A 22,172-nucleotide genomic window follows, 5' to 3' on the forward strand; every position below is an offset into this window, starting at 1 on the left:
AAACAATACTTCCACACTTGGTGATGTTGCTTCTTTTACAACATATTGAACGCCTTAGAGAACTAGCACTTAGTCAAGGAATTGACATTCAAGTTTCCAGGTGCAAGATCTGAGTTACCACGGTTTTAGGCATGTTCCCCTTAGCTTTGGGAATTGGGGAAGGCTCAGAATTTTTACAACCGTTGGGTATTGTAGTGTTTTCGGGATTGTCTTTGGCAACGCTGTTAACGCTGTTTATTATTCCCTGTTTTTATACTCTGCTACATGATGTTGTGTCGTGGAAATGGGCGAAGCGTATATTAATGCAGTTGGGTATGTTTAGGAAAATCTAAACTGAAAGTACAGCTAGCTGTATTGATAATGTCAAAATACTATGACTGCTATTACTCTCAACTTCAACAACATCATTAAATTAACCGACGATCAATTTTATCAACTTTGTCGGGATAATCCTGATATCAAGTTTGAGCGCAATGCTTCGGGAGAGTTAATAGTAATGGCACCCACAGGGGGAGAAACTGGCAAACGTAATGCACTTGTCACAGCTGATTTTGTCATTTGGAATCGCCAAACTAAACTTGGTGAAGTATTCGATTCCTCAACTTGCTTTAAACTTCCTAATGGTGCAGATCGTTCTCCCGATGTTGCTTGGATAAAACAGGATAGATGGAATGCACTCACTCTTGAACAAAGAGAAAAATTTCCTCCTATTGCTCCCGATTTTGTTTTAGAGTTAATGTCGCCTAGCGATAGCTTGAAAGAAACGCAACAGAAGATGCAAGAATATATGGACTCGGGGGTAAAACTCGGCTGGTTAATTGATAGGAAAACTGGCTGCGTCGAAATTTATCGGCAAGGAAAACTAGTAGAAGTGTTAGAGTTTCCTGGTAGCTTATCGGGAGAAGATATTTTGCCTGGATTTGTTTTAAATTTACAATCTATGTGGGAATAGTTTTAGCAAAGTTCTAGTCATTTCTGAAAAAAACGAGTAGCGAAATTTTGCGATCGCGTTGGTGATAAAGCCCGGGCTTTTAAAATTGCTGTTGCCAACAGGGTGTAAGATATTCCTCCTATTACCACTAATAACCCTAAGACAAAAACTCCCAGAGAGTCTGCAAGTCCCGCGCAGCTGTTCCACAAACCGTGGAGTCCGGCGGCGCTAAAATAACCTATTGGCAGAATTCGCGAAGCTAGACGCGGCTTGAGGATGCTTAAGCCTATACAATATCCCAACCAACCACTCCAAGCCATATGTCCTGCTACTTCACCTAAAATGCGCGGAATCAGCAACTGCAACCCTGCGCCGAAACCTGCTTCCGTTCCCATTTCTTGGGCCACTTCTGCGATTCTACCAGGCACGTATTGACCTAGTGTTTCAAACAAGGTGAAGCCAGCCGCAGAAGCCGATCCTAGTAAAATTCCATCTAGGGGTTCCCAAACACCAATACGTTCCCTTCTTGAAGATCTCAGAGACTTTCCCAACAGATAAAATCCAATTATAGGTAAAGCTTTTAGCAATTCTTCCAGCATCCCTGCACCAATAAAGTAGCGAATAAACAACTCTGGAAAGCTGATGCTACTGGTATCTTCTGGTACGCTTCCCGGTAAAATGCCGCGAAATACCAATATCAATATATTAAGTACAGGACTAGCTAAAATCGTCATAGTAGTGAGAGCAGAAGAAGCTAGTACCCACCAAGGCTTGGGTTTGCCGCACAATTGGTATATAACATACAAGCTAGCACTAGCTAGGTAAGCTCCCAGTAATATTTGATATGAAAAACCTTGAGCAAAAAATAGCAGTACCACGAATACTACGGTGATCATTCCTGGTACTAGGTAGGCTTTGCGAGTTAAATCTGTCGGTGAAGACAAAAGCGGTATCAACAGCGACAAGCTAGTATGCTCATTCGTGCTAAAAGATGATGCCGAAGAGTTTACTGCTGCTGGAGTTGGTGTAGAGGCTGGCTGTGTTATTCCTAGTGATTGAGAATTGTACTTATACTGGTACTGATATTCAAATAAAAATTCCGGCCCTTTATTGCCGAGAGTAATGCGATCGCCTACGTGTAATTCCTGACAACCCTGTAAAAGCTGTCCGTTTAAATACGTTCCATTTGCACTACTGAGATCGTAAAGTATAAAGCTGGTTCTACCATCTGGCGTTTTGGATGGGCGAATAGTCGCATGACGGCGCGAAACCATCCCATAATGGTTGGAATCTAGGACAATTTGACAACTGTTGGGATCGCGCCCCAATACAACCTCACCAGCAGTCAGTAGCGAGTAAGAGTATTCTTCGCTACCGGAAATCAAGCGCAGAAATGCATTACTCATTAAGGCAACTCCCTTGCCCAGTTAAAAGTAATTAACATTACATACAAAATAGTAATTATTTACAGAATAACCGGAAAAAATATAGTTAGTTTTTAAAAGGGACTGGAGATTGGGGATTGGAGATTGGGGATTGGGGATGGGGGATTGGGGATTGGGTTTTCACGCGTAAAAATTAATGATTTTTGTTGGAGTGTCGTTATTATCTCTCAGGAAATAACTCTCGATACACTGCCAGTGTTTCTTGATGAACGCGGTCAACATTCAACCATTCTAGATTTTGATGTGCCTTTGCTTTCCACTCTTGTAGCGTATTGGGATCGTTCAATAATTGTACTAGTGCTGCTGCTAGGGCATTGCTATCTTTTGCTGGTACTAAAAGACCGGCTTTTCCATTGTCCAGTGCTTCGGGAATGCCATCTACATCTGTGGCAATAATAGCGCAACCTGCTTCGCGGGCTTCTGAAAGTACCAAACCGAAGGGTTCGCGATGAGAAGCGAGGACAAATATGTCACAAGCTAACAAATAACGCTGGGGTTGAGGTTGAAAGCCTTCAAAATGAATGCGCGAACTGACGGCAGTTTGACTTGCCTGTGCCTCAAACTCATGGCGATCGGGCCCGTTTCCTACTATATATAAATGTGCTTCGGGAAAATCTGAGCCTATTTGTTCAAAAGCTGCAATTAACTCGGTAATACCCTTACGATGATACATTCCTGCCACAGTGGCGATCGCTGGGCGTTGCAAATGTAAGGGTTCATATTCTTGTAGTGGACGGCTGCGGGGACTGCCAAGAGTACCATTGCATATCACTCGCAACTTTGCTTGGGATATACCGCGCCGCGTCATCGCCTCGGCAACTGCTTTGCTGACAGCAATTACTCGGTCAGCTAAACCCATAAATATACTGGATCGTTGAAATTCGTTGTGGACTGTGGAAACTAAACCATACCCACCTTTTTTTCTGAGTAGAGCTGCTAATACTACTCCCGTCATCATATGGGCATGAACCATATCTGGCTGAAATTCTTGCACAATTGCCTGATAACTTCTAGCCGCTTTGATTAGATTGATCGGTTTCCTTGTCTGATCGAGTTGGTAGTGTTTGACGCCATAATTTGCCAATAATGTTTCGTATTCTCCACCACCTGAAAGTACCGCTACCTCATGACCGCTTTTTGCTTGTAAACAAGCAAGATCCACAGCTACATTTACAATACCGTTACCGATTTCTTGAACTTCATTTAAGATATGTATTATTCGCATAATCAATAAATAGATAAATAGATTTTTATACACAAACTAAGTTGAAAATTATAACTCAATCAACACGCATTTACGAATATGAGTGTTATGGTGAGTGAAGCGACGCGCTAAAGCAGCATTAAACAAAAGCTGCCAAGCTTTCCAGGAAAATATAGAGGGAAATAATATATTAATCAAATTCTGGAAGTTTCTTTGCTTAATAGCTACTATAGACCAATGTAATTTTAAATAATTTTTAATATCCTCCAACTCAGGGACGTGGAAGCGGTGCTTTTCATCAACGAAAGCGTAAATCTTCTCCTTCATTAAGATATTCGCATCTAAGCGTCGAGATAGAGAAAACTTGTAATTGTAAGCTCCTTGCCACATGGTTCGGTAAGCAAGGCACTGATTGAGGAAAATCGCATCGCCAAACTTAGCAATGTGAATCCAAGAATCAATATCATCACAGTTAGCATCAAATTTAGAATCCCAACCGCCGGTTTGCAAAAACACATCACGACGGCAAGCAACTTGTACGGGCGTGCCAAAGGGAAGAAGCTCTAGCAGCATACCATAGTGAATGTCAGCTTGTGGGATGTAAAAAGCTAAGCCGGGGCCTATTTGCGGCGTGCGATACAGTTCAACTTCTTGTTCATTCACCTGGGCAGCTATGCAGGAACAGAGGGCAGCTTGGGGATGAAGTGCGATCGCCCTTGCCATTTCTTCGAGACAATTGGGAGCAAGATAGTCATCATCATCCAAAAATTTAATCCAGTCACCGCTAGCCCTCACAATCCCGGCATTTACAGTTGCCGAATGACCAGAGTTAACCTCATTGCGATGATAGACAAGACGATAGTCTCTACTTAGTGATAGCTTTTGGGCTAAACTATTTACATACTCTTGCGTGCCATCAGAAGAACAATCATCGGCAACAACCACTTCAGTTGTAATTGTCTGGTTCAAAGCAGAGTTAATCGCTCTTTTGAGCAGATTTAAGCGGTTGTAGGTCGTAATGACGACGCTAAATTTCATAACACTCACACCCGTGGCACGCCCTTCTTAAATACATCTTCTATTTGACGACAAAACTACCGGAAACGTCATCAGTTAGAATTTAGTAGACTGAAAGACGGTTGTAGATTTATTATTGATGATTGTGAGTTTTTTATTGACTTATGAACGCTCAAGAGATCATCCGCTCTATTGAAGCGGAACAGCTAAAATCGGATCTGCCCCAAATATATGTGGGCGACACTGTGAAAGTCGGAGTAAAAATCAAGGAAGGAGATAAGTACCGCGTACAACCCTACGAAGGAGTTGTGATTGCTAAACGCAATGGCGGTATTAATGAAACAATTACAGTCCGCCGTGTATTTCAAGGCGTCGGCGTCGAGCGAGTGTTTCTTCTTCACTCACCCCGAATTGACAGCATCAAAGTCATACGTCGTGGTAAAGTACGGCGTGCTAAACTTTATTATCTACGCAACCGCGTTGGCAAAGCTACCCGGATTAAGCAACGCTTTGACCGTGCCTTGTGATAGATAAGTAGAGTATGGGAGAAAGACTCAAACATAAAGCGGCATCAGCCGCTAATCTCCTAGAACAAAATTAAAGTTAACAATAAACACCAAATTGTGTTAAACTAGCTAAAGTTCAACATAATAACTGAATCAAAGACAGCTTGTGCGCTCTTAGTTCAGTTGGTAGAACGCAGGTCTCCAAAACCTGATGTCGGGGGTTCAAGTCCTCCAGGGCGCGCTGTCAGTAAGATAATAACCCGAAACAAATGCAACTGTTGCCAAAAATGCAGCTTGCAAATTTGATTTCGGGTATAATTGTTATATTTGCAGCTTTTTCTTTCAAGCAACTCAAAGTTTGAGTCGAAGCTGTAGTTATCGATGAAAATTAGCAGGTAGTAGCTATATAGGCAATGGGGGGAGCAAGCGACCGTGGCCAAAAAAAATGAAGCCGAAATACAAGAAACCAACAATGGGTTTAGCTTGGCAAACTTCTTTCAGGGAATCAAAGAAGAGTTTGAAAAAGTGGTTTGGCCAAGTCGGAAACAGCTAGTGAGTGAATCAGCAGCTGTATTGTTAATGGTGTCACTCTCCGCATCTTTGATTTTCTTGGTCGATAAATTCTTTACTTGGGCAGCACAACAGGTGTTCGGATGACTTCTGCAACAGACGAAGGACACAATTTGGCTTTGCAGCCAGAAGACGGCTTAGACACAGCGGCAACATCAGAAGCTCGCTGGTATGCAGTACAAGTAGCCTCTGGCTGCGAAAAGCGTGTTAAAACAAACTTAGAACAGCGCATCCAAAGCTTTGATGTGGCTGATAAAATTCTTCAGGTGGAGATTCCGCACACGCCAGCAGTGAAAATCCGTAAGGATGGCAGTCGCCAGCACACAGAAGAAAAAGTCTTCCCTGGCTATGTGCTTGTCAAGATGTTCATGGATGATGATACTTGGCAAGTAGTGCGGAATACTTCCCACGTGATTAATTTCGTGGGAGCAGAGCAAAAACGTGGCAGCGGCAAAGGTCGCGGTCACGTCAAGCCAGTACCGCTGAGTCATACAGAAGTCGAAAGAATCTTCAAGCAGACCAGCGAACAAGAGCCAATTGTCAAAATTGACATGGCTAGTGGTGATAAGATAGTCGTGCTTTCTGGTCCGTTTAAGGACTTTGAGGGCGAGGTGATTGAAGTCAGCCCAGAACGGAGTAAGCTCAAAGCCTTGCTTTCGATTTTTGGCCGAGACACACCAGTAGAATTGGAATTTAATCAGGTTCAGAAACAGAGCTAATCACAAATGGCGAAAAAAGTAGTAGCGGTCATTAAACTGGCCCTAAATGCTGGGAAAGCCAACCCAGCACCGCCAGTGGGGCCCGCCTTGGGTCAGCACGGCGTCAATATCATGATGTTCTGCAAAGAGTACAACGCCAAAACAGCAGACCAAGCTGGCACGGTGATACCAGTAGAAATTTCGGTCTATGAAGACCGGAGTTTTACTTTTGTACTGAAGACTCCACCGGCATCGGTACTAATTACCAAAGCAGCGAAAATAGACAAAGGCTCCAGCGAACCCAACAAAAAGAAAGTTGGATCGATTACGCAGGAGCAACTGCGGCAAATAGCTCAAACTAAAATGCCTGACCTCAATGCCAATGATATTGAAGCGGCAATGAAAATTATTGCAGGCACTGCCAAAAATATGGGTGTAACTGTAACAGATTAATTGGTGGTTAGTAGTTAGTAGTTAGTGGTTAGTAGTAAGAAAATAACCAACCAACAATCAACAACCAACAACAAGCAAAACTTTATCGGGGGAGAGAATAAACCTCGCTAACGACCCCAGGAGAGAAAAATGACAAAAAAAGTATCGCGCCGTTTGCAGGCGCTGTTAGCAAAAGTTGAAGATAGGGAGTATGATCCCCTAGATGCTTTAAGTCTTTTAAAAGAGACGGCAACAGCAAAGTTTCCTGAAGCAGCTGAAGCACATATTCGGTTAGGAATTGATCCAAAATACACTGACCAACAACTGCGAACAACGGTAGTACTGCCCAAAGGTACAGGACAAACAGTGCGGGTGGCAGTAATAGCCAGAGGGGAAAAAGTCACAGAAGCAACCAACGCAGGTGCTGATGTCGTTGGCTCAGAAGAGTTGATAGACGAAATTCAAAAAGGCAGAATGGACTTTGACAAGCTGATTGCTACACCGGATGTAATGCCGCAAGTAGCAAAGCTTGGTAAATTGCTTGGCCCTCGCGGTTTGATGCCATCACCCAAAGGTGGGACGGTGACATTTGACCTAGCAAGTGCGATCGCAGAATTCAAAGCTGGTAAATTAGAATTCCGCGCCGATCGCACCGGTATCGTCCATGTTATGTTTGGTAAGGCGTCATTTTCGCCGGAAGATTTGCTGGTCAACTTAAAGGCCTTGCAAGAAACAATTGATCGCAACCGTCCTTCGGGAGCTAAAGGTCGTTACTGGCGTACAGTGTATGTGTCAGCCACAATGGGGCCATCGATTAAAGTCGATATCAACGCCTTACGCGATCTCAAATTAACAGCAGCATAAAGGTGATAAGGGATAGGGGAGAAAATTTTCCCAAAAATTCTGATCCCTAGTACCTAAAATACACAAATTCCCTATCCCCGATTCCTAATCCCCGATCCCCAATTAAATAGCAAAGCCGGAGACAGCAGGTGCCATTGGCTTAATACCCTGCCGAGGTTTGCACTTGAATTGCTTGAAACTCTACCCCTATTTAGTGTAGGTATTCTGGCATCAAGAGTAAGGTGGTTTAAAAACCTAACCTTCAAGCTAAACCCCGGCTTTCGCAGCTGGGGTTTGTTGTTTTGATGGTTAGTAGTTAGTGGATAGTAGTTAGTGGTAAACAACTAACTACTAACTACCAACTACTAACAAAAAACTTTAAAGGAGGTGAAACAAGTATGGGCAGAACCATAGAAGATAAAAAAGCAATTGTTGCTGAACTCAAAGAATCTTTAAGTCAGTCGCAATTAGCACTAGTGATTGACTACCAAGGGCTAACGGTTGCTGAAATCACAGATTTGCGGCGACGACTGCGTCCGACTGGTACTGCTTGCAAAGTCACAAAAAATACTCTGATGGGTATTGCCATTCAAGATGATGAAAAATGGCAACCCATGTCGGAATTGCTCAAGGGTTCTTCCGCCTTTTTGCTAGTTCAAGAGGATTTCTCGGCTGCAATTAAGGCTTACCAAGATTTCCAGAAAGCCACTAAGAAGACGGAACTTCGCGGCGGCGTAATGGAAGGTCGCCTGTTGAAAGAACCGGATGTCAAGGCGCTGGGCGATTTGCCATCCAAAGAACAACTCATGGCGCAAATTGCCGGAGCAATCAACGCCTTGGCTACCAAGATTGCCTTCGGTATCAACGAGGTTCCCGGTTCACTGGCTCGTGCTTTGCAGGCATATGCCGATAAAGAAAAAGGCGAAGAAGTTAGTGGTTAGTGGATAGTGGATAGTGGTTAAAAACCAACTACTAACTAATAACTGTCAACAAATTCACATTACAGGAGTTATATCGATGTCTACTGCAACTGATGAAATTTTGGAAAAATTAAAATCTCTGACTTTGCTGGAAGCAGCTGAGTTGGTGAAGCAAATTGAAGAAGCTTTCGGCGTTAGTGCTGCTGCGCCCGCTGGTGGCATGATGATGATGGCTGCACCTGGTGCTGCACCTGCTGCTGCTGAACCCGTAGAAGAGAAGACCGAATTTGACGTGATTCTCGAATCTGTCCCAGCTGATAAGAAGATTGCTGTACTGAAGATAGTACGGGAATTGACCGGTTTGGGTCTCAAAGAAGCAAAAGACTTGGTAGAATCTGCACCCAAGCCAGTTAAGGAAGCTATTGCCAAGGAAGCTGCTGAAGACGCTAAGAAGCGTATAGAAGAAGCTGGCGGTAAGGTAACTGTGAAGTAGTCAAAATTTGATTGCCAATTTTTTAAAAGGAGCCTCAGTCAGGCTCTTTTTTTAACGCTCTTTTATGACTCTCATCAGAGTATAATCAGCTTTGTTGCCCAGAAACTACTAGGAGTCCGTGATTGTCTTCAAGTTCAAGGGGCGACAAGCAAGTTAAAGTGCTTGCTGTATAAGCTTCATAGCCTTTAAACCTCGCTCATAATATGCCTGTTTATTGCGAATGGAACCGACCAGTTCCTCAACCCATGCTTGGCATGAGTGCCAAGCAACTATCCAATTTTGACCATATAAACCTATCCAGAAATTACTGTGCCGCTTCTGATTTCTATTTTTTTCTTGAGTGCGACAAATATAAGATTCTTGTTGTTGAATTTTTTGGTAAATTTTTGGGTCATTTGTGATCGGCTTGAGTTGCTTAATCACACAACGACGGCGAGAAGGTAGATAAGTATCTTCTGCCAAAAATGTTTCGCTAAAGCCACCAACACCCAGTACCTGGATAACTTGATAGCGATCGTTCAGCAGTGTTGCCATGCTCCATGAACAGCGTTAGTAAAACTCCTCCTAAGAGGCTCGCCCTCTTCAAATGTAGATCAAATGCCTAGGGAGAAAACTTCCCGTTCAATAAATAAAGACCACAGCAAACAAAATACGTATTCTGCTATCTAGAAAATCTATAATTAGCTAGATTAATATAGATAGATTTTGTGTTCTGTAGGAAGACATCAAAATCTTCTTATACAATGCGGCAAAACACGTGGATTGATCAACATTATTTTTATGGGTAGACAATAACCTACAGCCAATTGCCAACCAGTACATAGGGTGCCCAGTACATAGGACGATTATATTCAGAAGCATTCAGTAACTTTAATTGAGCAAGGCGTAAAGCCTCTGCTATTGTGACTCTGCCAGTTGTTAACTGACTGTAGAATTCACCAATAAATAAAGCTGTAGAGTCATCACCAATTTGCCATAAAGATGCTAGAGTACTCCGCGCTCCTGCTCGAATAGCAACTCCTGCTAATCCCAATGCTGCACGGTTATCTCCTGCTGCTGTTTCACAAGCACTGAGAACAAGTAGTTCAACTGGTTCTGTGCGATTTTGCTCTCTACTTTTGAGCAAGCTATCAAATTCCCTCACATAAATGCGCTTATCTGCTGCAAGGATGAAAGTGTCTTTAGCTTTAGAGCTAAATTTCCCGTGAGTTGCTAAGTGAATTACTCTAAAAGGCTGGGCGTTAATCTTTTTCTCTAAGGTCGTACTTTTAAAATTTTGATCTAGAAGTATGGTTTTTGTTATGCCTAACTTCTGAATTAAATCTAGTTCATCTTTGACTTTGGGAAGTGGTGCAAAATTTTCGTTTTGAGGTGGTTGAGACAAACCCCCAGCAAGGACGTTTAATTTTTTCTGTTTTAAAGGTTTTGGTGTAAATAATTGCAACCCTGGGCTAATTGCGACGGCGTAATGCTGTACTAAATAGTCTTTACCATCATACAATGCAGCCATTGGGATATTTCGCAGTGACCCATCTGGGATAAATACTAAAGTAGTAATTCCACTATTTTTAAGGTCTGTTTCTACTGGTTTAATTAACCAGTTATAAAGCTGTTGGGAGCCTGTTTGAAATTTTTTCTTGGCATCAGGTTGAACTATTGCCTCTCGCATTTCTGCAATTGCTTGCTCTACATCATTACTGTTAACAAAAGAAGTTTTACGCATTAACGGTTGGTTGGGAAGTTTAAGGATAACTTCTAACTGGTTGTCTAAAATAATTGGATAGAAAATGGCTGTTTTCGGATTATTTCGATCTACTACTTTGTCAAGCACAACAAATTGGTTATTTAAACAAGCTTCCCGAAAAAAATTATCCAGTTCTGCCAGTTGTAAAGCTTCGATGCGTTGACGTGCTTTGTCTAAATCTGGCTTTTCCGGGCCTTGCTGTTGTAAAAGCAGTTCTACTGACTGCCGATAAAGAGGTTCAACGCGATCGCGAAAATTTAACTGCACCTCTCGGTTTGCTATTGCTAAATCGCTGCGAAGAGATTCAAGAGTTGCTACAGCACTATCGTAAGCGGCTATGGCTGCTTGGTTATTTCCCTGGATTTTCAGCAAGCGTCCTAGTTGCCATTCCCAACGATAAGCAATGTCTGAAGCAGAAATTTCCTGAGCAATACTCAATGCTTGCTCTGTGAGATTTTGTGCTTCTTGCCACTGACTGTTTTGCTCGTATAATTCTCCTAAACTGCCGAGTGCATAAGATTCTGCACGTTTATCGGCGATAATTTTGGCTTGTTGGACGCTGCTTGCCAAAATTTGCGCGACATTTTGTTTGTCACTAATTTTAGCGATCGCCCGAGCAAAGTTAATACGTGCATAGATACCAGCTTGATTACTAGGCAAACTAGCAAGTTCAGATTGAATTGTCGGGATTAACGCTTGCGCAGCTGCTATGTTTTCATCATCTACAAACAAGCTGAGTAAATTGATTTGGGCTTGAATTTTCGTGAGGGGGTTAGGCGCGATTTCGGCAGCTTTTTGATAGTGAAAAATTGCGTCTTTAGTGTTACCTAGTAATCTAGCAGTATTACCAAGGCTAAATGCCGTTGTAGCAATTTCTTGAGTCAGTTGCAGGTTTTGGGATATTTTTAAGCTTTGTTGCAAAGTTTGCCACGAAGGCTCTAGTTCGCCTAATTTTTGCAGAGCATTACCAAGAGAACGCAAAGCAGCCGCCTTTATGGATGAATCAGGTTCATTTTGCAACTGTTGAGAAACTTCTTTCAAAATATTTAAGGCTCGGCGGTAAAAACCAGCAACCCGCAGAGCTTGTGCTTGGTTAATGCGGCTGCGCGTTACTCCAGCATTATTGTTTAATTGCTTCCAGATTTGCTCTGCTTGTTTGGCAGTTTCTAAAGATACATCTGCTTTTCCAACTGCCAGTTGCAGTCCTCCCTGAATATCTAGAGTTTGCGCCAAAACTTCTAGCCATTCTGGTTTTTGAGCATTGAGATTTAACTTTTGATTTTTCTCATCCCAGCCAAGTAACTTCAAGCTAGTATTAATAGCCTTGGATGCTTCTGTCCACGAGCCAAGTTGTTGATATACCAAGGAGAGGTTAGTCAGTGCTGTAGCTTGCCCAAATGGGTTATGCTCTTGCTGGTAAATGCGGTTAGCTGCTTGTAAAACAGTTACTGCTTCCGCAAAGCGTCCTGCTTGATAAAGAGCTTCTCCTTGCTCCAGAAGTTGCTGTGCTGTTGCTGGTGATTGACTAGTTTGGATGTGTGCTGAATGTCTCTGTACCTGTTTGGCGAAGGTGCTGGGGATAATAGTAAGAGAAAAAAATATAGTAAATAATAATACATTAGAAACCGAAGCTTTAACTATTCGCTTTGGTATCAGAAGTCTTTGCAGAATTGACCTGAACTTACCAAAACCAATTAATGCCATGTGCAACTTTTAATTCTTGGGTCTGATGCCTACGCTGACATCATCTCACAATTTGCTTACTTCCTTCGTGCTCTTTGCGTCCTACCCTGCGGAAAGTCCTCCGGGTCCACCAACAGCGAGTGGGGGGAACCACGGCAGGTGCTCATGGGGGGAACCACGGCGCTCTATGTGCGGACGCAGGTTCCGCACCCGCGCCTCCCCAAGACCGCGCTGGTTTACCGCTGCGCGTCTAAAATGTTAAGCAAAAGAGATTAGCTGGGGATGATACCAGCCTGCTTATATTTCAACTCGTAGAAGACAGACCCCTCAAAGTTGTCTTGCCAACCCAGCAAAATTAATGCGATAGACCACTAGTATTTAAATACTTTTTTGGGGCTTATGTGCAAAAAATTCAATCCGATAGTCGCTGACCTTAAAACCAACCTGCGCTTCTACAGCAGCAATAACCTCTTGAGGAAGCGTTACCATCACATCAATGACTTGTCCAGTATCCACACAGTGCACATGGGAATGGCAAAGGGTGGGATGGCTGTAAAGACAACCTTCTGCCTTTTCAATGCGCTCAATTGCCCCAGCCTTGACCAAGATATCTAAATTTTGATAAACCGATGTATAACCAATTTTCTTGCCTTGTTGACGCAGGCGATGGTAAATAGTGCCCGCAGTTAGATGCTCATTAGTATCCCACAGTAGTTTAAGGATGAACTGGCGTTGCTTGCTTAAGCGCATTCCCCGTTCACGGCAAAACTCTAGAGCATCCTCATATGATTTAGGTTGAGGAGCCATAGGATTAAGCTCCTAGAGTAATTTTCCAGGGATAGTTATATGTTACACAAAATCAGCCCACAATGCGTATCTGGTATGAGTTTATGTTGTAATGTAACAGATTGAAATTAAAGCCATACTCATATCGACTATGAATAATTATAAACACTGATGATACTTTCCACTTGATTCTTACAAAATTGAAATAGGCAACATTTTGGAGAAGTTGATCTACCTGATGTTGCACAACCAGAGCATACAGTTTTTCTATGTAACCTGGAGTTTGCCACTCTGAGGAGAACAGTGTGTGGAGAGGGGTTACGGAAATGATATTCACCGCGTCAGTAGTTTAATTAATTTCGTTTAAAAACGGACTTTGAAAAAATAAGGAGGTTCACCATGGCTAAAGTTGCAATGCAGATGGTGGAGCAGGCCGGGATAGATGTGAAAGAACTCGTGGAAAAGCTAGTCCGGGCAGCAGCAGCAGAGTTTACAACGTACTACTATTACACAATCCTACGAGCCAATGCTATTGGCTTTGAAGGTGAGGGATTGAAGGAAATTATTGAGGATGCTCGACTAGAAGACCGCAATCACTTCGAGGCTTTAGTTCCGCGTATCTACGAGTTAGGGGGCGAGTTGCCGCGAGATATCCGTGACTTCTCTAATGTAGCTGCTTGTCCTGATGCTTACCTGCCAGAACGTGGTCGTGGCAGTGAAACTTCCTCTGCGCGAGTTGGCTTTACCGGTGGCGGAACTGAGGAGGCAAAGGAAGCAGTCTCAGAGGTTAAGCAGGGAGTCGAACAAGGTGATATTAGACCAATGCTACAGGTATTGGTAGAAGCTGAGCGCTGTGCGATCCGGGTTTATACCGACATCTGCAACATGACCTTTGGCAAAGACCATCGCACCTATGAACTGTCCCTAGCTATCTTGAATGAAGAGATAGAGCACGAAGCTTGGTTTAGCGAGTTTCTAGGTGAAGGCCCCTCTGGGCACTTCCGTCGGTCTGCGCCAGGTGAATCACCCTACACCTCCCGCTTCTTGGTAGTGCCTAACGGACATAACGGCAAGTGATACCATGTAGCTAACATTCGTACAAACAAAGTTTGGACAAGGAGACAAGATAACACGGAGACACAGGGACACGGAAAATTTAGCTCAAACACTCTCCACGTCGCCGCATCTTCTCCCACTTCCTCATAGCCCCCATTTCCCCCTCTCCTTGTCCTCTTCCTCTCAGAAAGACACTTGGCATGAGGAAGCAGTTATGTTGGAGTAAGAAGTTGTGTGCTATGTAACAGTGGCAAGGGTTGAGGAGCTTCCACCAGGACATACACTTATGGTAGAGGTGGGGTCATGCTTGATTCTGCTTGTGAATGACCAAGGAGAGTTCTACGCCTTACAGGGTCTGTGCGGACACCAGAACTTGCCACTAGCGGGAGGTAAGGTCTGGCAAGGAGTAGTGGATTGCCCTTGGCATCATTTTCAGTATGATATCCGTACAGGGGAAAATCTCTACCCCAAACGTATCTACCCGCTAAATGCTCTCCCCAAACTACGTGAGCAGGTTTCCCCCCTACGTACCTATCCTGTGCGAGTAGTCAATGAACAAGTGCAGGTGGGCGTGCCGGAAAGCTGTGAGCTAGGGTAGGAAATAGCCGATCTGGGGTGGAAGTCTACAAGCCCAGAGGTAACGTTGAGAGGCAAATCATATGAACGCCGAAGACCTCCTGAGGCGTTATGCAGTAGGAGAAAGAGATTTTCATACCGCAGATCTAAGTGGAGCATACCTGCGGGAAGTAGATCTAAGTGGGATAGTTCTGAAAAAGGCAATCTTGTGTGAAGTAGACCTAAGTGGAACAAACCTAGTCGGGGCAGATCTAAATGGAGTAGTTCTGAAGCAAGCTAACCTAAATGGAACACGTCTAAATGGAGCGCATTTGATTGGGGCAGACTTATATGAGGCAAACCTAACCAATGCAGATCTAAATGGGGTTATTTTGTGGAGAGCTGCTTTAAAGAAAGCGATTTTGTGTCAGGCTGACCTGAGTAGGGCAAATCTGGATGAAGCGAATATTAGTGGGGGAAACTTAAGTCGAGCAAACTTAAGGGGAGCAAAGCTGAGCAAAGCAAACTTGAGTGAGACAAATCTAACCGAGGCAAACCTTAATAGGGCAACTCTGATTGAGACAAAACTGATTCTGGCAGACTTGCGCGGAGCAAATCTGGAGTTTGTAGAACTCACTAAAGCAAACCTCACAGGGGCAGACTTAAGTCGGGCAAATCTGGAGGGTGCCAACTTGAGTGAAGCAAACCTCAGTCGGGTAAATTTGAGTGGAGCGAATCTAACTGGAGTAAATTTGCACAAAGCAAATTTAATTGAAGCGAAATTGATTTTGACTGGTCTGCGCGGGGCAAACTTGGAACAGGCAGAACTGACTAAGGCAAACTTAACTGAGGCAGATCTAAGTTGGGCACGCTTGGATGGTGCAAACCTGAGTGGAGCATACCTGCGCCGGGCAATTCTCACAGACGTAGATCTGGATTCAGCAATCTTGCGCGGTGCAGACTTAGCTGAGGCAAAGCTGGGTCAAGTCAAGATGAATCACGTAGACCTGAGTTGGGTAACAATGCCTGATGGAACAGTCCGCTTGTGAGTTAAGCTTAACAGCTTTGCGTAATTTTTTAAACGCAGAGGGGCGCAGAGTAACCGCAGAGGGACGCAGAGTTTTTCTAAATTTAATTTCGTTACGAATTGGTGCAATGTTGTACTTCGTTTCTGCTTAATTTTAACTCAATCAACTGTTCATGGAGGTCATGACAATGCACAGCACGCAACAAGAGAGTATCCCTGGATATAGTTTCAAGACCCCAGCTGTTGCTACTGCACCTATCAGTATGGAGGATCTGCAACTCCTCAAGCAAACAGTTCTATTTACTGAGGAGGATGAAAAGTATCTGCGTCAGGCAGGTGAAGTTTTGGCCGATCAAACCAGTGACATATTGGATGTGTGGTATAATTTTGTAGGCTCTCATGAGCATCTGCTCTATTACTTCACTAGTGTCAATGGTCAGCGCCATCCCAACACTGAATATTTAGCTGCTGTTCGCAAGCGTTTTGAGCAGTGGATTCTAGATACCTGCAACCGTCCATACGATCAAGATTGGCTAAATTATCAGTTTGAGATCGGTTTGCGTCATCATCGAACAAAGAAGAACCAAACCGATCAAGTTCAATCTGTGCCAATCATTAACTTCCGCTACCTGGTTGCCTTTATCTACCCAATGACAGCGACAATTAAGCCCTTCCTTGCCAAGAAAGGTCACAGTCCTGACGAGGTAGATAAGATGTTTCAAGCCTGGTTTAAGTCGGTAGTCCTGCAAGTGAGTCTGTGGTGTTATCCTTATGTGAAGGATGGCGACTTCTAGAAAAGTTTTGTCAACTCCTGTTTAGTGGCGATCGCTCTACCAACCAACGGTGCAAAACCACCACGATCGCTACTAAAGGAATCATCAAAACTGGAATAATTCCCAAACCAGCACGGGCAGCAACAGCACCAACCCCGGCGGGAATTCCCGCAGCCCCCAAACTAGCAACGCTGGTCATAAAACCAATTCCCGCTGGCACAATTGCAGTAGGTATGCGTTGCGGCATTAACCAAATTGTTAGTGGGAAGATGGGAGCTAAAGCAAAGCCAATTATTGGTAAACTCAGTAATTGTCTGGGTAGCAACCACCAAGCGATTAAACCTACCCCTAGTAACAGCAAAGCACTATCTAAAGTACGGATGGCACCGAGATACTTGACCACACGCCCCGTAGCTAAACGTCCCAAAGTTAGTCCCAGCCAATAGGCGCTGACGCTGTAACCTGCAAGTATTTCCGGTGTGCCTCGGCTCAGTGTCTGGACGCTGTAAGCCCAGTTACCAACTGAAGCCTCTGCCCCTACGTATACTAGCAATAACAATCCTGCGATCAATACTGTAGGTGTTCTCAAGGCTATACGCAGGTTTGCCGTAGCACTTGTGTCCATAATACTAGTCCGCTTGGTAAGTGGTCTGTAGTTATACACAACTGCCCAGAGCATCCCCAGCACTGTCAAACCAACAATGGTAGCGATCGCCAAATAAACACCTCGCCAATTTACGTTCATTGCTAGCAGGGTTGTGGCAACAGCCGGCCCTAGCAATGCGCCAATCCCGTAAAAAGCGTGCAGTAAACCCATTAAGTCGGCATTACCTTGATGGTTGGCAATGTAAGTATTAATACCAGCATCAATCAAGCCTATTCCCAAACCGAGGAATGTACCTGCTGTAACCATTAATAACCAGTAGGGAGAAAGAGCGTAAGTAATGAGGGCGCAAGTGAGGCAAAAAGACGCCAGCAATAACATTCGCGCCAACCCAATCCGGCTACCGATCAGACTGCTAGTCAGTGCAGCAAATACATAGCCAGAAACTTGGCTGAGAAAAAGTAAGGTAATGGTTGCAGAAGTCAGATTGAATGTTGCCTGAATCGAGGGGATTAAAACACCCAAGCCTCCCTCAGCGATGCCAATTGCAATAAAAGCATAGAAAGATAAAGCGACTCCAATCCAGGCTCGATTGTTTAAACGCGATCGCAATTTGGACGACATAATGCTGATGTTGCTCGTCCTACTTATTTTAGGAATGACAGCACTTGGGCGACATCATCCTGTTGTGTGTGCAATGCTCTTGTACTAAGTAAAAATATCTATAAAGGCAAAGCGTTTGTATGTATATCTTGACATCAAAACCTTTGCCCCTACCCAATGACGAATGACAAATGACAAATGACAACCCTCACGAGTTAACTTTATTCGTGTCGATCTACCTAAATTCCAGATCCATCTAGGAAATCTTCAATCACCGAATCCCCATTGCATCTAGTTCCTTTGCTAACTCGGTTGACAGACAGATGTAAATTACCTTCTAACTGAGAGACTTGTTCTTCTAGTTCCTTCAGACGTTCAAATAAAGCTCGAATTGCCTCAGCTTCTACATCTCGCAGTTGATTGTGAGCCAAAACATCTCCTTTGACTTTATCCTGACGAGTGATGCGTCCGGGAATTCCGACTACGGTAGTATCGCTAGGTACATCGCGCAGCACTACCGAACCTGCGCCTATGCGGACATTATTTCCAATGTGAATATTGCCCAATACCTTCGCACCTGCTCCCACAACTACATTATTGCCTAAAGTAGGATGGCGTTTGCCGCTTTCTTTTCCGGTTCCGCCGAGGGTGACACCTTGATAAATCAGAGCATAATCACCTACTATTGCTGTCTCACCAATCACCACTCCCATACCGTGGTCGATGAATACACCTCGCCCAATCTTTGCTCCTGGGTGAATTTCAATGCCAGTAAAAAACCTACTTATTTGGGAAATGAAGCGAGGTATAAACGGAATCTTCCTTTGATAAAGCCAGTGGGCGATGCGATGGAATAGTAAGGCTTGAAGTCCGGGATAGCAAAACACGACCTCCAGCCAATTACGGGCTGCGGGGTCACGTTCGTAAATCGTTCGCAAATCTGTTAGCAGCATACTCAATTCTCAAGTTTTCGGAATTTGTACCTGACGCAGAACCCCAGTCTTTCATGGTTAGGTAAGATTCCCCAAAAATTAGGGGCGATCGCTCTGAGTGTAGTGAAGCTAGCTCCATCCGCCCCGAAAATATGATCTTAGCAGAATCGAATTACCGATAATTGTGACATACGAGCTAATTATTCCATAACTGCTAACACGGATTTCGGCAACAATTTATCTTTAAACCAAACAATTCTTGCAGGAACATCGTTTAATTTGACACCCGCTTTATCCAAATTCAAACGTTCAGAAATTGCCAAAATCAAATTATGACATTGAGCACGTCGCACTTGGGCAAACTTTTTTTGTAAATATTCTGGTCGCCAATAACCGATTATTTCTAATAAAAAACTGCGTCCATCAGGATGAACTAAGCGAAAATCAGGAATCATCACGCTACCGGGGATGGGAATTAAATCAACTTCTCGCTCTAACACCCAGTCAGTTTTGAGTGCATCCCATTTATCAGCAAATGATGCTTCCAACATGCTATCGTAAGGCTTACCGGGTGGGTAGTGAGTTACCAAACCGCATTCCGAATTAAGGGTGAAACGTCCGCTTTTCCAAGTATCTGTATAAAAGTCACGGACTTGCAGTGTCGCAGAAAGACTCCATTTGGTAACGTGAAGTAAGGCAGGGATAAGTTTAGCGATCGCCAAACCATACCGCGTACTCGGATTAAACAAACTCGTCGGCCCATCAATCGTAATTGTAAATCCGTGGTCGGCATCGCCTTCGATATACGCCATCAATTGAAACAATTTGAGATAGCGAAACAAAAGCTTATATTCTCCTGGTACATTGCGATGAGCATTCAAAACCAATTGGCTGGCTTTATAAAAAACTCCCTGAACTTGAGATATATTGTATCGATGCAATAATTCTTCCGGTTTTGGTGCATCAAAAGCAATCAATATTTTATTTTCTGATAAATCAGCATATAATCCATTACGGACTTGCTCTGGTAAAACTTCACGCTCTAGTTCTTGAGTTAATTCATCAGCAATTTTGCTCAATGTAACTTGTGTTAATTCTGGACTAGGAACGGATTTTGCAGCCAAAGCAAACACCCTTTCTCTTAACATTTGGGGTTCGAGTGGACTAACTACCTCAAATGTACAAAAACTGCTTTTGAGAAGATAAGCTAAACCCCGCTTGATTTTATAATCGGGAGTGTCACCTTCCAATTCTAATAACTGACGTTCCAGCGCTCCTTGAGTCTTTCCTACTGTCTCTTGAAAAGAACTAATTAATTCATGTGCTAATCCCAAATGCTTTTCATCAAGCTTCAGTCTTTTGGGGATGATTTCCTCTCCATTTTGGCGATGATGCAGTAGGTCAGATGGTAACATCGTGCTTATAAACTTTTGAAAATAAATTCAGTTAATTTACATAAACTTATTAAAATAATTATACAAATATTTATACAAATGAATAATTAAGTATTTCTATACAGTCTGTCACGGAAAGTCCGTCTTTATAGACCCCTACAAATAAGATACAAGGGTGCGTTACGCTGGCGCTAACACACCCTAAATTTTACATTTTTTTAACTTAAGTTACTTAATTGGGTCGGGGCGATCGCTAATTCCGTGCGTTGAATGTGGCATTGACATGGACGGGTACGGGTGACACTTATCGCGGTAATTACCACAGCCACAACCAAGGGCCAGGCTACATATACAAATATCGTGGTGTCGGTGCTTGGCGTGATGCACAGGTTTCGGGTAGCGTCACTTTGGATGGCACAAACCTGATTGCAAATCTGCCCTTAAGCTATGCTCAATTAGGCTCGTCAAACAGCGGTTCTTTAGAAATGATCAAAAAATAGACGTAGATAAATGGCGTTGCTGAATCAAGATATGAATTTACAATTCACGGGTATGACCAGACGTAGCATTGCTACGTCTCTACAAAAATGTATGCAAACATAATTCATGACCAAATTCAGCAACGCCAGATAAATAATAGTCATAGAAGGCTGGGTTGAGGAATCTAAACCCAACCTTTCACACAACTATTAATTATGGGTTGCTAATGGTATAGAGCCTACTGCGGATAGTGCTGTTTGTCCCAGAGATATTGTAAAGTGTCGTCTGTACTGTAATATCTGCCAGACAGACAACATTAGGCCTATACACCTATGGCAACCATAGCTAAAATACAACCTAAAAACCTGATTTCAATAGGTTTGCTAGTCTTCATCCCGATCGCCATTGCAGCAGAGAAACTGGAGTGGGGAGCATTGACAGTATTTGTACTTTCCGCGATCGCGATCGTTCCCCTAGCAATCTGGCTAAGCACGGCGACTGAGGAAATTGCCGTGGTATTGGGGCCCGCCATTGGAGGTTTGTTAAATGCAGTCTTCGGTAATGCCACCGAATTGATCATTGCCCTAGTAGCTTTGAAAGAAGGCTTGGTAGACATCGTCAAAGCCAGCATCACCGGGTCAATTATCGCTAATCTGCTGCTAGTGATGGGGCTATCCATGCTGCTGGGAGGATTGCGTTACAAAGAGCAGGATTTTCAGCCGATGGTTGCCCGAGTAAATGGTTCGACGATGACACTGGCAGTGGTTGCGATTGTACTACCTGCCACGGTGATCACCACATCTAATGTAGTCGAGCAAAGCGCGATTAACAAGCTATCGATTTTTGTGGCGATCGTTCTGATCGCAGTCTACGCTTTTACGCTGCTGTTTTCATTGAAGACTCACAGTTATCTCTACGATGTCAGTGTTGTCGAACTAGAAGGTAATGTTTCTCAGGACGAAGCAGGAGAACAAGGTGAACACGGAAAACCAAACTTATGGTTTTGGATTGGCATCTTGCTTGTAGCAACGATTGGTATAGCGTTTGTGTCCGAGATTTTTGTTGGTGCGGTCGAAGAAGCAACCAAGGGATTAGGACTCACACCTCTGTTTACCGGGGTAATTTTGTTACCACTGGTTGGTGGTGCAGCCGAATACGTCACCGCCGTCCGGGTGGCGATCAAAAACAATATGGATTTGTCTGTCTCTGTGGCAATGGGGTCAAGTCTACTGGTTGCCTTGCTGGTAGCGCCCATCCTAGTGCTAGTAGGGCAGGTGATTGGACAACCAATGGATTTGAACTTTAACATGTTTGAGGTGATTGCAGTCATCATCGCCGTGGTCATTGCCAACCTGATTAGTTTAGATGGTCGTTCTAACTGGCTGGAAGGAATGCTGCTGCTAGCAACCTACGCTGTCTTGGGGGCTGCTTTCTACTTTCATCCAGTTTTATAGGCAAAGGGCATAAAAATTATGA

General features: G+C 43.7%; 23 protein-coding genes, 1 tRNA gene, 1 pseudogene and 1 other annotated feature. Of the genes and pseudogenes, 16 read left to right on the forward strand and 9 right to left on the reverse strand.

The genetic code is table 11. From position 1 onward, the window contains the following. Nucleotides 1-113: 113 nt before the first annotated feature. Both HXY43_RS18825 and HXY43_RS18830 read left to right on the forward strand, forming a co-directional pair. Nucleotides 114-332 (forward strand): annotated as a pseudogene (locus HXY43_RS18825) (efflux RND transporter permease subunit); the annotation flags it as partial. 41 nt (nucleotides 333-373) lie between these two features. Next, nucleotides 374-952: a Uma2 family endonuclease gene (locus HXY43_RS18830; protein ID WP_290885991.1), complete on the forward strand. Its 579-nt coding sequence runs from the start codon at nucleotides 374-376 to the stop codon at nucleotides 950-952. Between the two features lie 17 nt (nucleotides 953-969). On the opposite strand, the gene HXY43_RS18835 is transcribed toward HXY43_RS18830, so the two are convergent. From HXY43_RS18835 to HXY43_RS18845, 3 genes are all read right to left on the reverse strand, one after another. Then, a complete protein-coding gene (locus HXY43_RS18835; protein WP_290885994.1) occupies nucleotides 970-2,337 on the reverse strand; it encodes a PrsW family glutamic-type intramembrane protease in 1,368 nt (455 codons plus the stop codon). A gap of 199 nt (nucleotides 2,338-2,536) precedes the next feature. Next, entirely contained in the window at nucleotides 2,537-3,601 is a 1,065-nt protein-coding gene (locus HXY43_RS18840; RefSeq protein WP_290885997.1) for a glycosyltransferase family 4 protein, read from the reverse strand. A 48-nt stretch (nucleotides 3,602-3,649) separates the two neighbouring features. Next, the gene (locus tag HXY43_RS18845; RefSeq protein WP_290886000.1) at nucleotides 3,650-4,618 is read right to left on the reverse strand and encodes a glycosyltransferase family 2 protein; all 969 of its coding nucleotides are present in this window, start codon (nucleotides 4,616-4,618) and stop codon (nucleotides 3,650-3,652) included. Between the two features lie 143 nt (nucleotides 4,619-4,761). Here HXY43_RS18845 and rplS point away from each other — a divergent pair, with 143 nt between their 5' ends. The 8 genes from rplS (at nucleotide 4,762) to rplL (ending at nucleotide 9,059) form a co-directional block, all read left to right on the forward strand. Beyond that, nucleotides 4,762-5,124 carry a 50S ribosomal protein L19 gene (gene rplS / locus HXY43_RS18850; protein ID WP_290886003.1) on the forward strand — a complete coding sequence of 121 codons (363 nt, stop codon included), beginning with the start codon at nucleotides 4,762-4,764 and terminating at the stop codon, nucleotides 5,122-5,124. Between the two features lie 147 nt (nucleotides 5,125-5,271). After that, a tRNA-Trp gene (locus tag HXY43_RS18855) sits at nucleotides 5,272-5,344 on the forward strand. Nucleotides 5,345-5,535: 191 nt separating this feature from the next. Then, complete coding sequence (gene secE / locus HXY43_RS18860) at nucleotides 5,536-5,760, forward strand: preprotein translocase subunit SecE (RefSeq protein WP_290886005.1); 225 nt, start codon at nucleotides 5,536-5,538, stop codon at nucleotides 5,758-5,760. After that, nucleotides 5,757-6,392: a transcription termination/antitermination protein NusG gene (gene nusG, locus HXY43_RS18865; RefSeq protein WP_026736577.1), complete on the forward strand. Its 636-nt coding sequence runs from the start codon at nucleotides 5,757-5,759 to the stop codon at nucleotides 6,390-6,392. The genes secE and nusG overlap by 4 nt, the downstream gene beginning before the upstream one ends. 6 nt (nucleotides 6,393-6,398) lie before the next feature. Further along, on the forward strand, nucleotides 6,399-6,824 hold the full coding sequence (rplK, locus tag HXY43_RS18870; protein WP_026736576.1) for a 50S ribosomal protein L11: 426 nt from the start codon (nucleotides 6,399-6,401) through the stop codon (nucleotides 6,822-6,824). Nucleotides 6,825-6,953: 129 nt separating this feature from the next. Beyond that, nucleotides 6,954-7,667 carry a 50S ribosomal protein L1 gene (gene rplA, locus HXY43_RS18875; protein ID WP_026736575.1) on the forward strand — a complete coding sequence of 238 codons (714 nt, stop codon included), beginning with the start codon at nucleotides 6,954-6,956 and terminating at the stop codon, nucleotides 7,665-7,667. 97 nt (nucleotides 7,668-7,764) lie between these two features. After that, nucleotides 7,765-7,954 (forward strand) — a sequence feature (ribosomal protein L10 leader region). A gap of 90 nt (nucleotides 7,955-8,044) precedes the next feature. Continuing rightward, on the forward strand, nucleotides 8,045-8,587 hold the full coding sequence (rplJ, locus tag HXY43_RS18880; protein ID WP_290886013.1) for a 50S ribosomal protein L10: 543 nt from the start codon (nucleotides 8,045-8,047) through the stop codon (nucleotides 8,585-8,587). A gap of 76 nt (nucleotides 8,588-8,663) precedes the next feature. After that, a complete protein-coding gene (rplL, locus tag HXY43_RS18885) occupies nucleotides 8,664-9,059 on the forward strand; it encodes a 50S ribosomal protein L7/L12 (protein WP_026736572.1) in 396 nt (131 codons plus the stop codon). Between the two features lie 153 nt (nucleotides 9,060-9,212). Here the strand turns inward: rplL and HXY43_RS18890 are convergent, their stop codons facing one another. The 3 genes from HXY43_RS18890 to HXY43_RS18900 form a co-directional block, all read right to left on the reverse strand. Further along, nucleotides 9,213-9,593 (reverse strand): hypothetical protein, encoded by a 381-nt coding sequence (locus HXY43_RS18890; protein WP_290886049.1) that lies wholly within the window; start codon nucleotides 9,591-9,593, stop codon nucleotides 9,213-9,215. A 262-nt stretch (nucleotides 9,594-9,855) separates the two neighbouring features. Continuing rightward, entirely contained in the window at nucleotides 9,856-12,507 is a 2,652-nt protein-coding gene (locus tag HXY43_RS18895) for a CHAT domain-containing protein (RefSeq protein WP_290886018.1), read from the reverse strand. Between the two features lie 357 nt (nucleotides 12,508-12,864). Continuing rightward, the gene (locus HXY43_RS18900) at nucleotides 12,865-13,293 is read right to left on the reverse strand and encodes a Fur family transcriptional regulator (RefSeq protein ID WP_290886021.1); all 429 of its coding nucleotides are present in this window, start codon (nucleotides 13,291-13,293) and stop codon (nucleotides 12,865-12,867) included. Between the two features lie 378 nt (nucleotides 13,294-13,671). Here HXY43_RS18900 and HXY43_RS18905 point away from each other — a divergent pair, with 378 nt between their 5' ends. From HXY43_RS18905 to HXY43_RS18920, 4 genes are all read left to right on the forward strand, one after another. Next, on the forward strand, nucleotides 13,672-14,349 hold the full coding sequence (locus HXY43_RS18905) for a ferritin-like domain-containing protein (RefSeq protein WP_026736553.1): 678 nt from the start codon (nucleotides 13,672-13,674) through the stop codon (nucleotides 14,347-14,349). A 211-nt stretch (nucleotides 14,350-14,560) separates the two neighbouring features. Continuing rightward, nucleotides 14,561-14,926: a Rieske 2Fe-2S domain-containing protein gene (locus HXY43_RS18910; RefSeq protein WP_026736552.1), complete on the forward strand. Its 366-nt coding sequence runs from the start codon at nucleotides 14,561-14,563 to the stop codon at nucleotides 14,924-14,926. A 61-nt stretch (nucleotides 14,927-14,987) separates the two neighbouring features. Beyond that, on the forward strand, nucleotides 14,988-15,932 hold the full coding sequence (locus HXY43_RS18915; RefSeq protein ID WP_026736551.1) for a pentapeptide repeat-containing protein: 945 nt from the start codon (nucleotides 14,988-14,990) through the stop codon (nucleotides 15,930-15,932). A gap of 166 nt (nucleotides 15,933-16,098) precedes the next feature. Further along, nucleotides 16,099-16,704 carry a protoglobin domain-containing protein gene (locus tag HXY43_RS18920; protein WP_290886027.1) on the forward strand — a complete coding sequence of 202 codons (606 nt, stop codon included), beginning with the start codon at nucleotides 16,099-16,101 and terminating at the stop codon, nucleotides 16,702-16,704. A gap of 10 nt (nucleotides 16,705-16,714) precedes the next feature. On the opposite strand, the gene HXY43_RS18925 is transcribed toward HXY43_RS18920, so the two are convergent. From HXY43_RS18925 to HXY43_RS18935, 3 genes are all read right to left on the reverse strand, one after another. Further along, complete coding sequence (locus tag HXY43_RS18925) at nucleotides 16,715-17,911, reverse strand: sugar MFS transporter (protein ID WP_290886030.1); 1,197 nt, start codon at nucleotides 17,909-17,911, stop codon at nucleotides 16,715-16,717. A gap of 218 nt (nucleotides 17,912-18,129) precedes the next feature. Further along, complete coding sequence (gene cysE, locus HXY43_RS18930) at nucleotides 18,130-18,843, reverse strand: serine O-acetyltransferase (protein ID WP_026736548.1); 714 nt, start codon at nucleotides 18,841-18,843, stop codon at nucleotides 18,130-18,132. Between the two features lie 179 nt (nucleotides 18,844-19,022). Continuing rightward, nucleotides 19,023-20,237 (reverse strand): DUF790 family protein, encoded by a 1,215-nt coding sequence (locus HXY43_RS18935; RefSeq protein ID WP_290886034.1) that lies wholly within the window; start codon nucleotides 20,235-20,237, stop codon nucleotides 19,023-19,025. 251 nt (nucleotides 20,238-20,488) lie between these two features. On the opposite strand from HXY43_RS18935, the gene HXY43_RS18940 reads away from it, so the two are divergent. Both HXY43_RS18940 and cax read left to right on the forward strand, forming a co-directional pair. Beyond that, complete coding sequence (locus HXY43_RS18940) at nucleotides 20,489-20,716, forward strand: hypothetical protein (RefSeq protein ID WP_290886037.1); 228 nt, start codon at nucleotides 20,489-20,491, stop codon at nucleotides 20,714-20,716. A 312-nt stretch (nucleotides 20,717-21,028) separates the two neighbouring features. Next, nucleotides 21,029-22,150, forward strand: a complete 1,122-nt coding sequence (gene cax, locus HXY43_RS18945; protein ID WP_290886039.1) for a calcium/proton exchanger — start codon at nucleotides 21,029-21,031, stop codon at nucleotides 22,148-22,150. Nucleotides 22,151-22,172: the final 22 nt, after the last annotated feature.

The sequence above is a fragment of the Fischerella sp. genome (genome assembly GCF_013388695.1).
In the GTDB taxonomy this organism is placed as follows: Bacteria; Cyanobacteriota; Cyanobacteriia; order Cyanobacteriales; family Nostocaceae; genus PCC9605.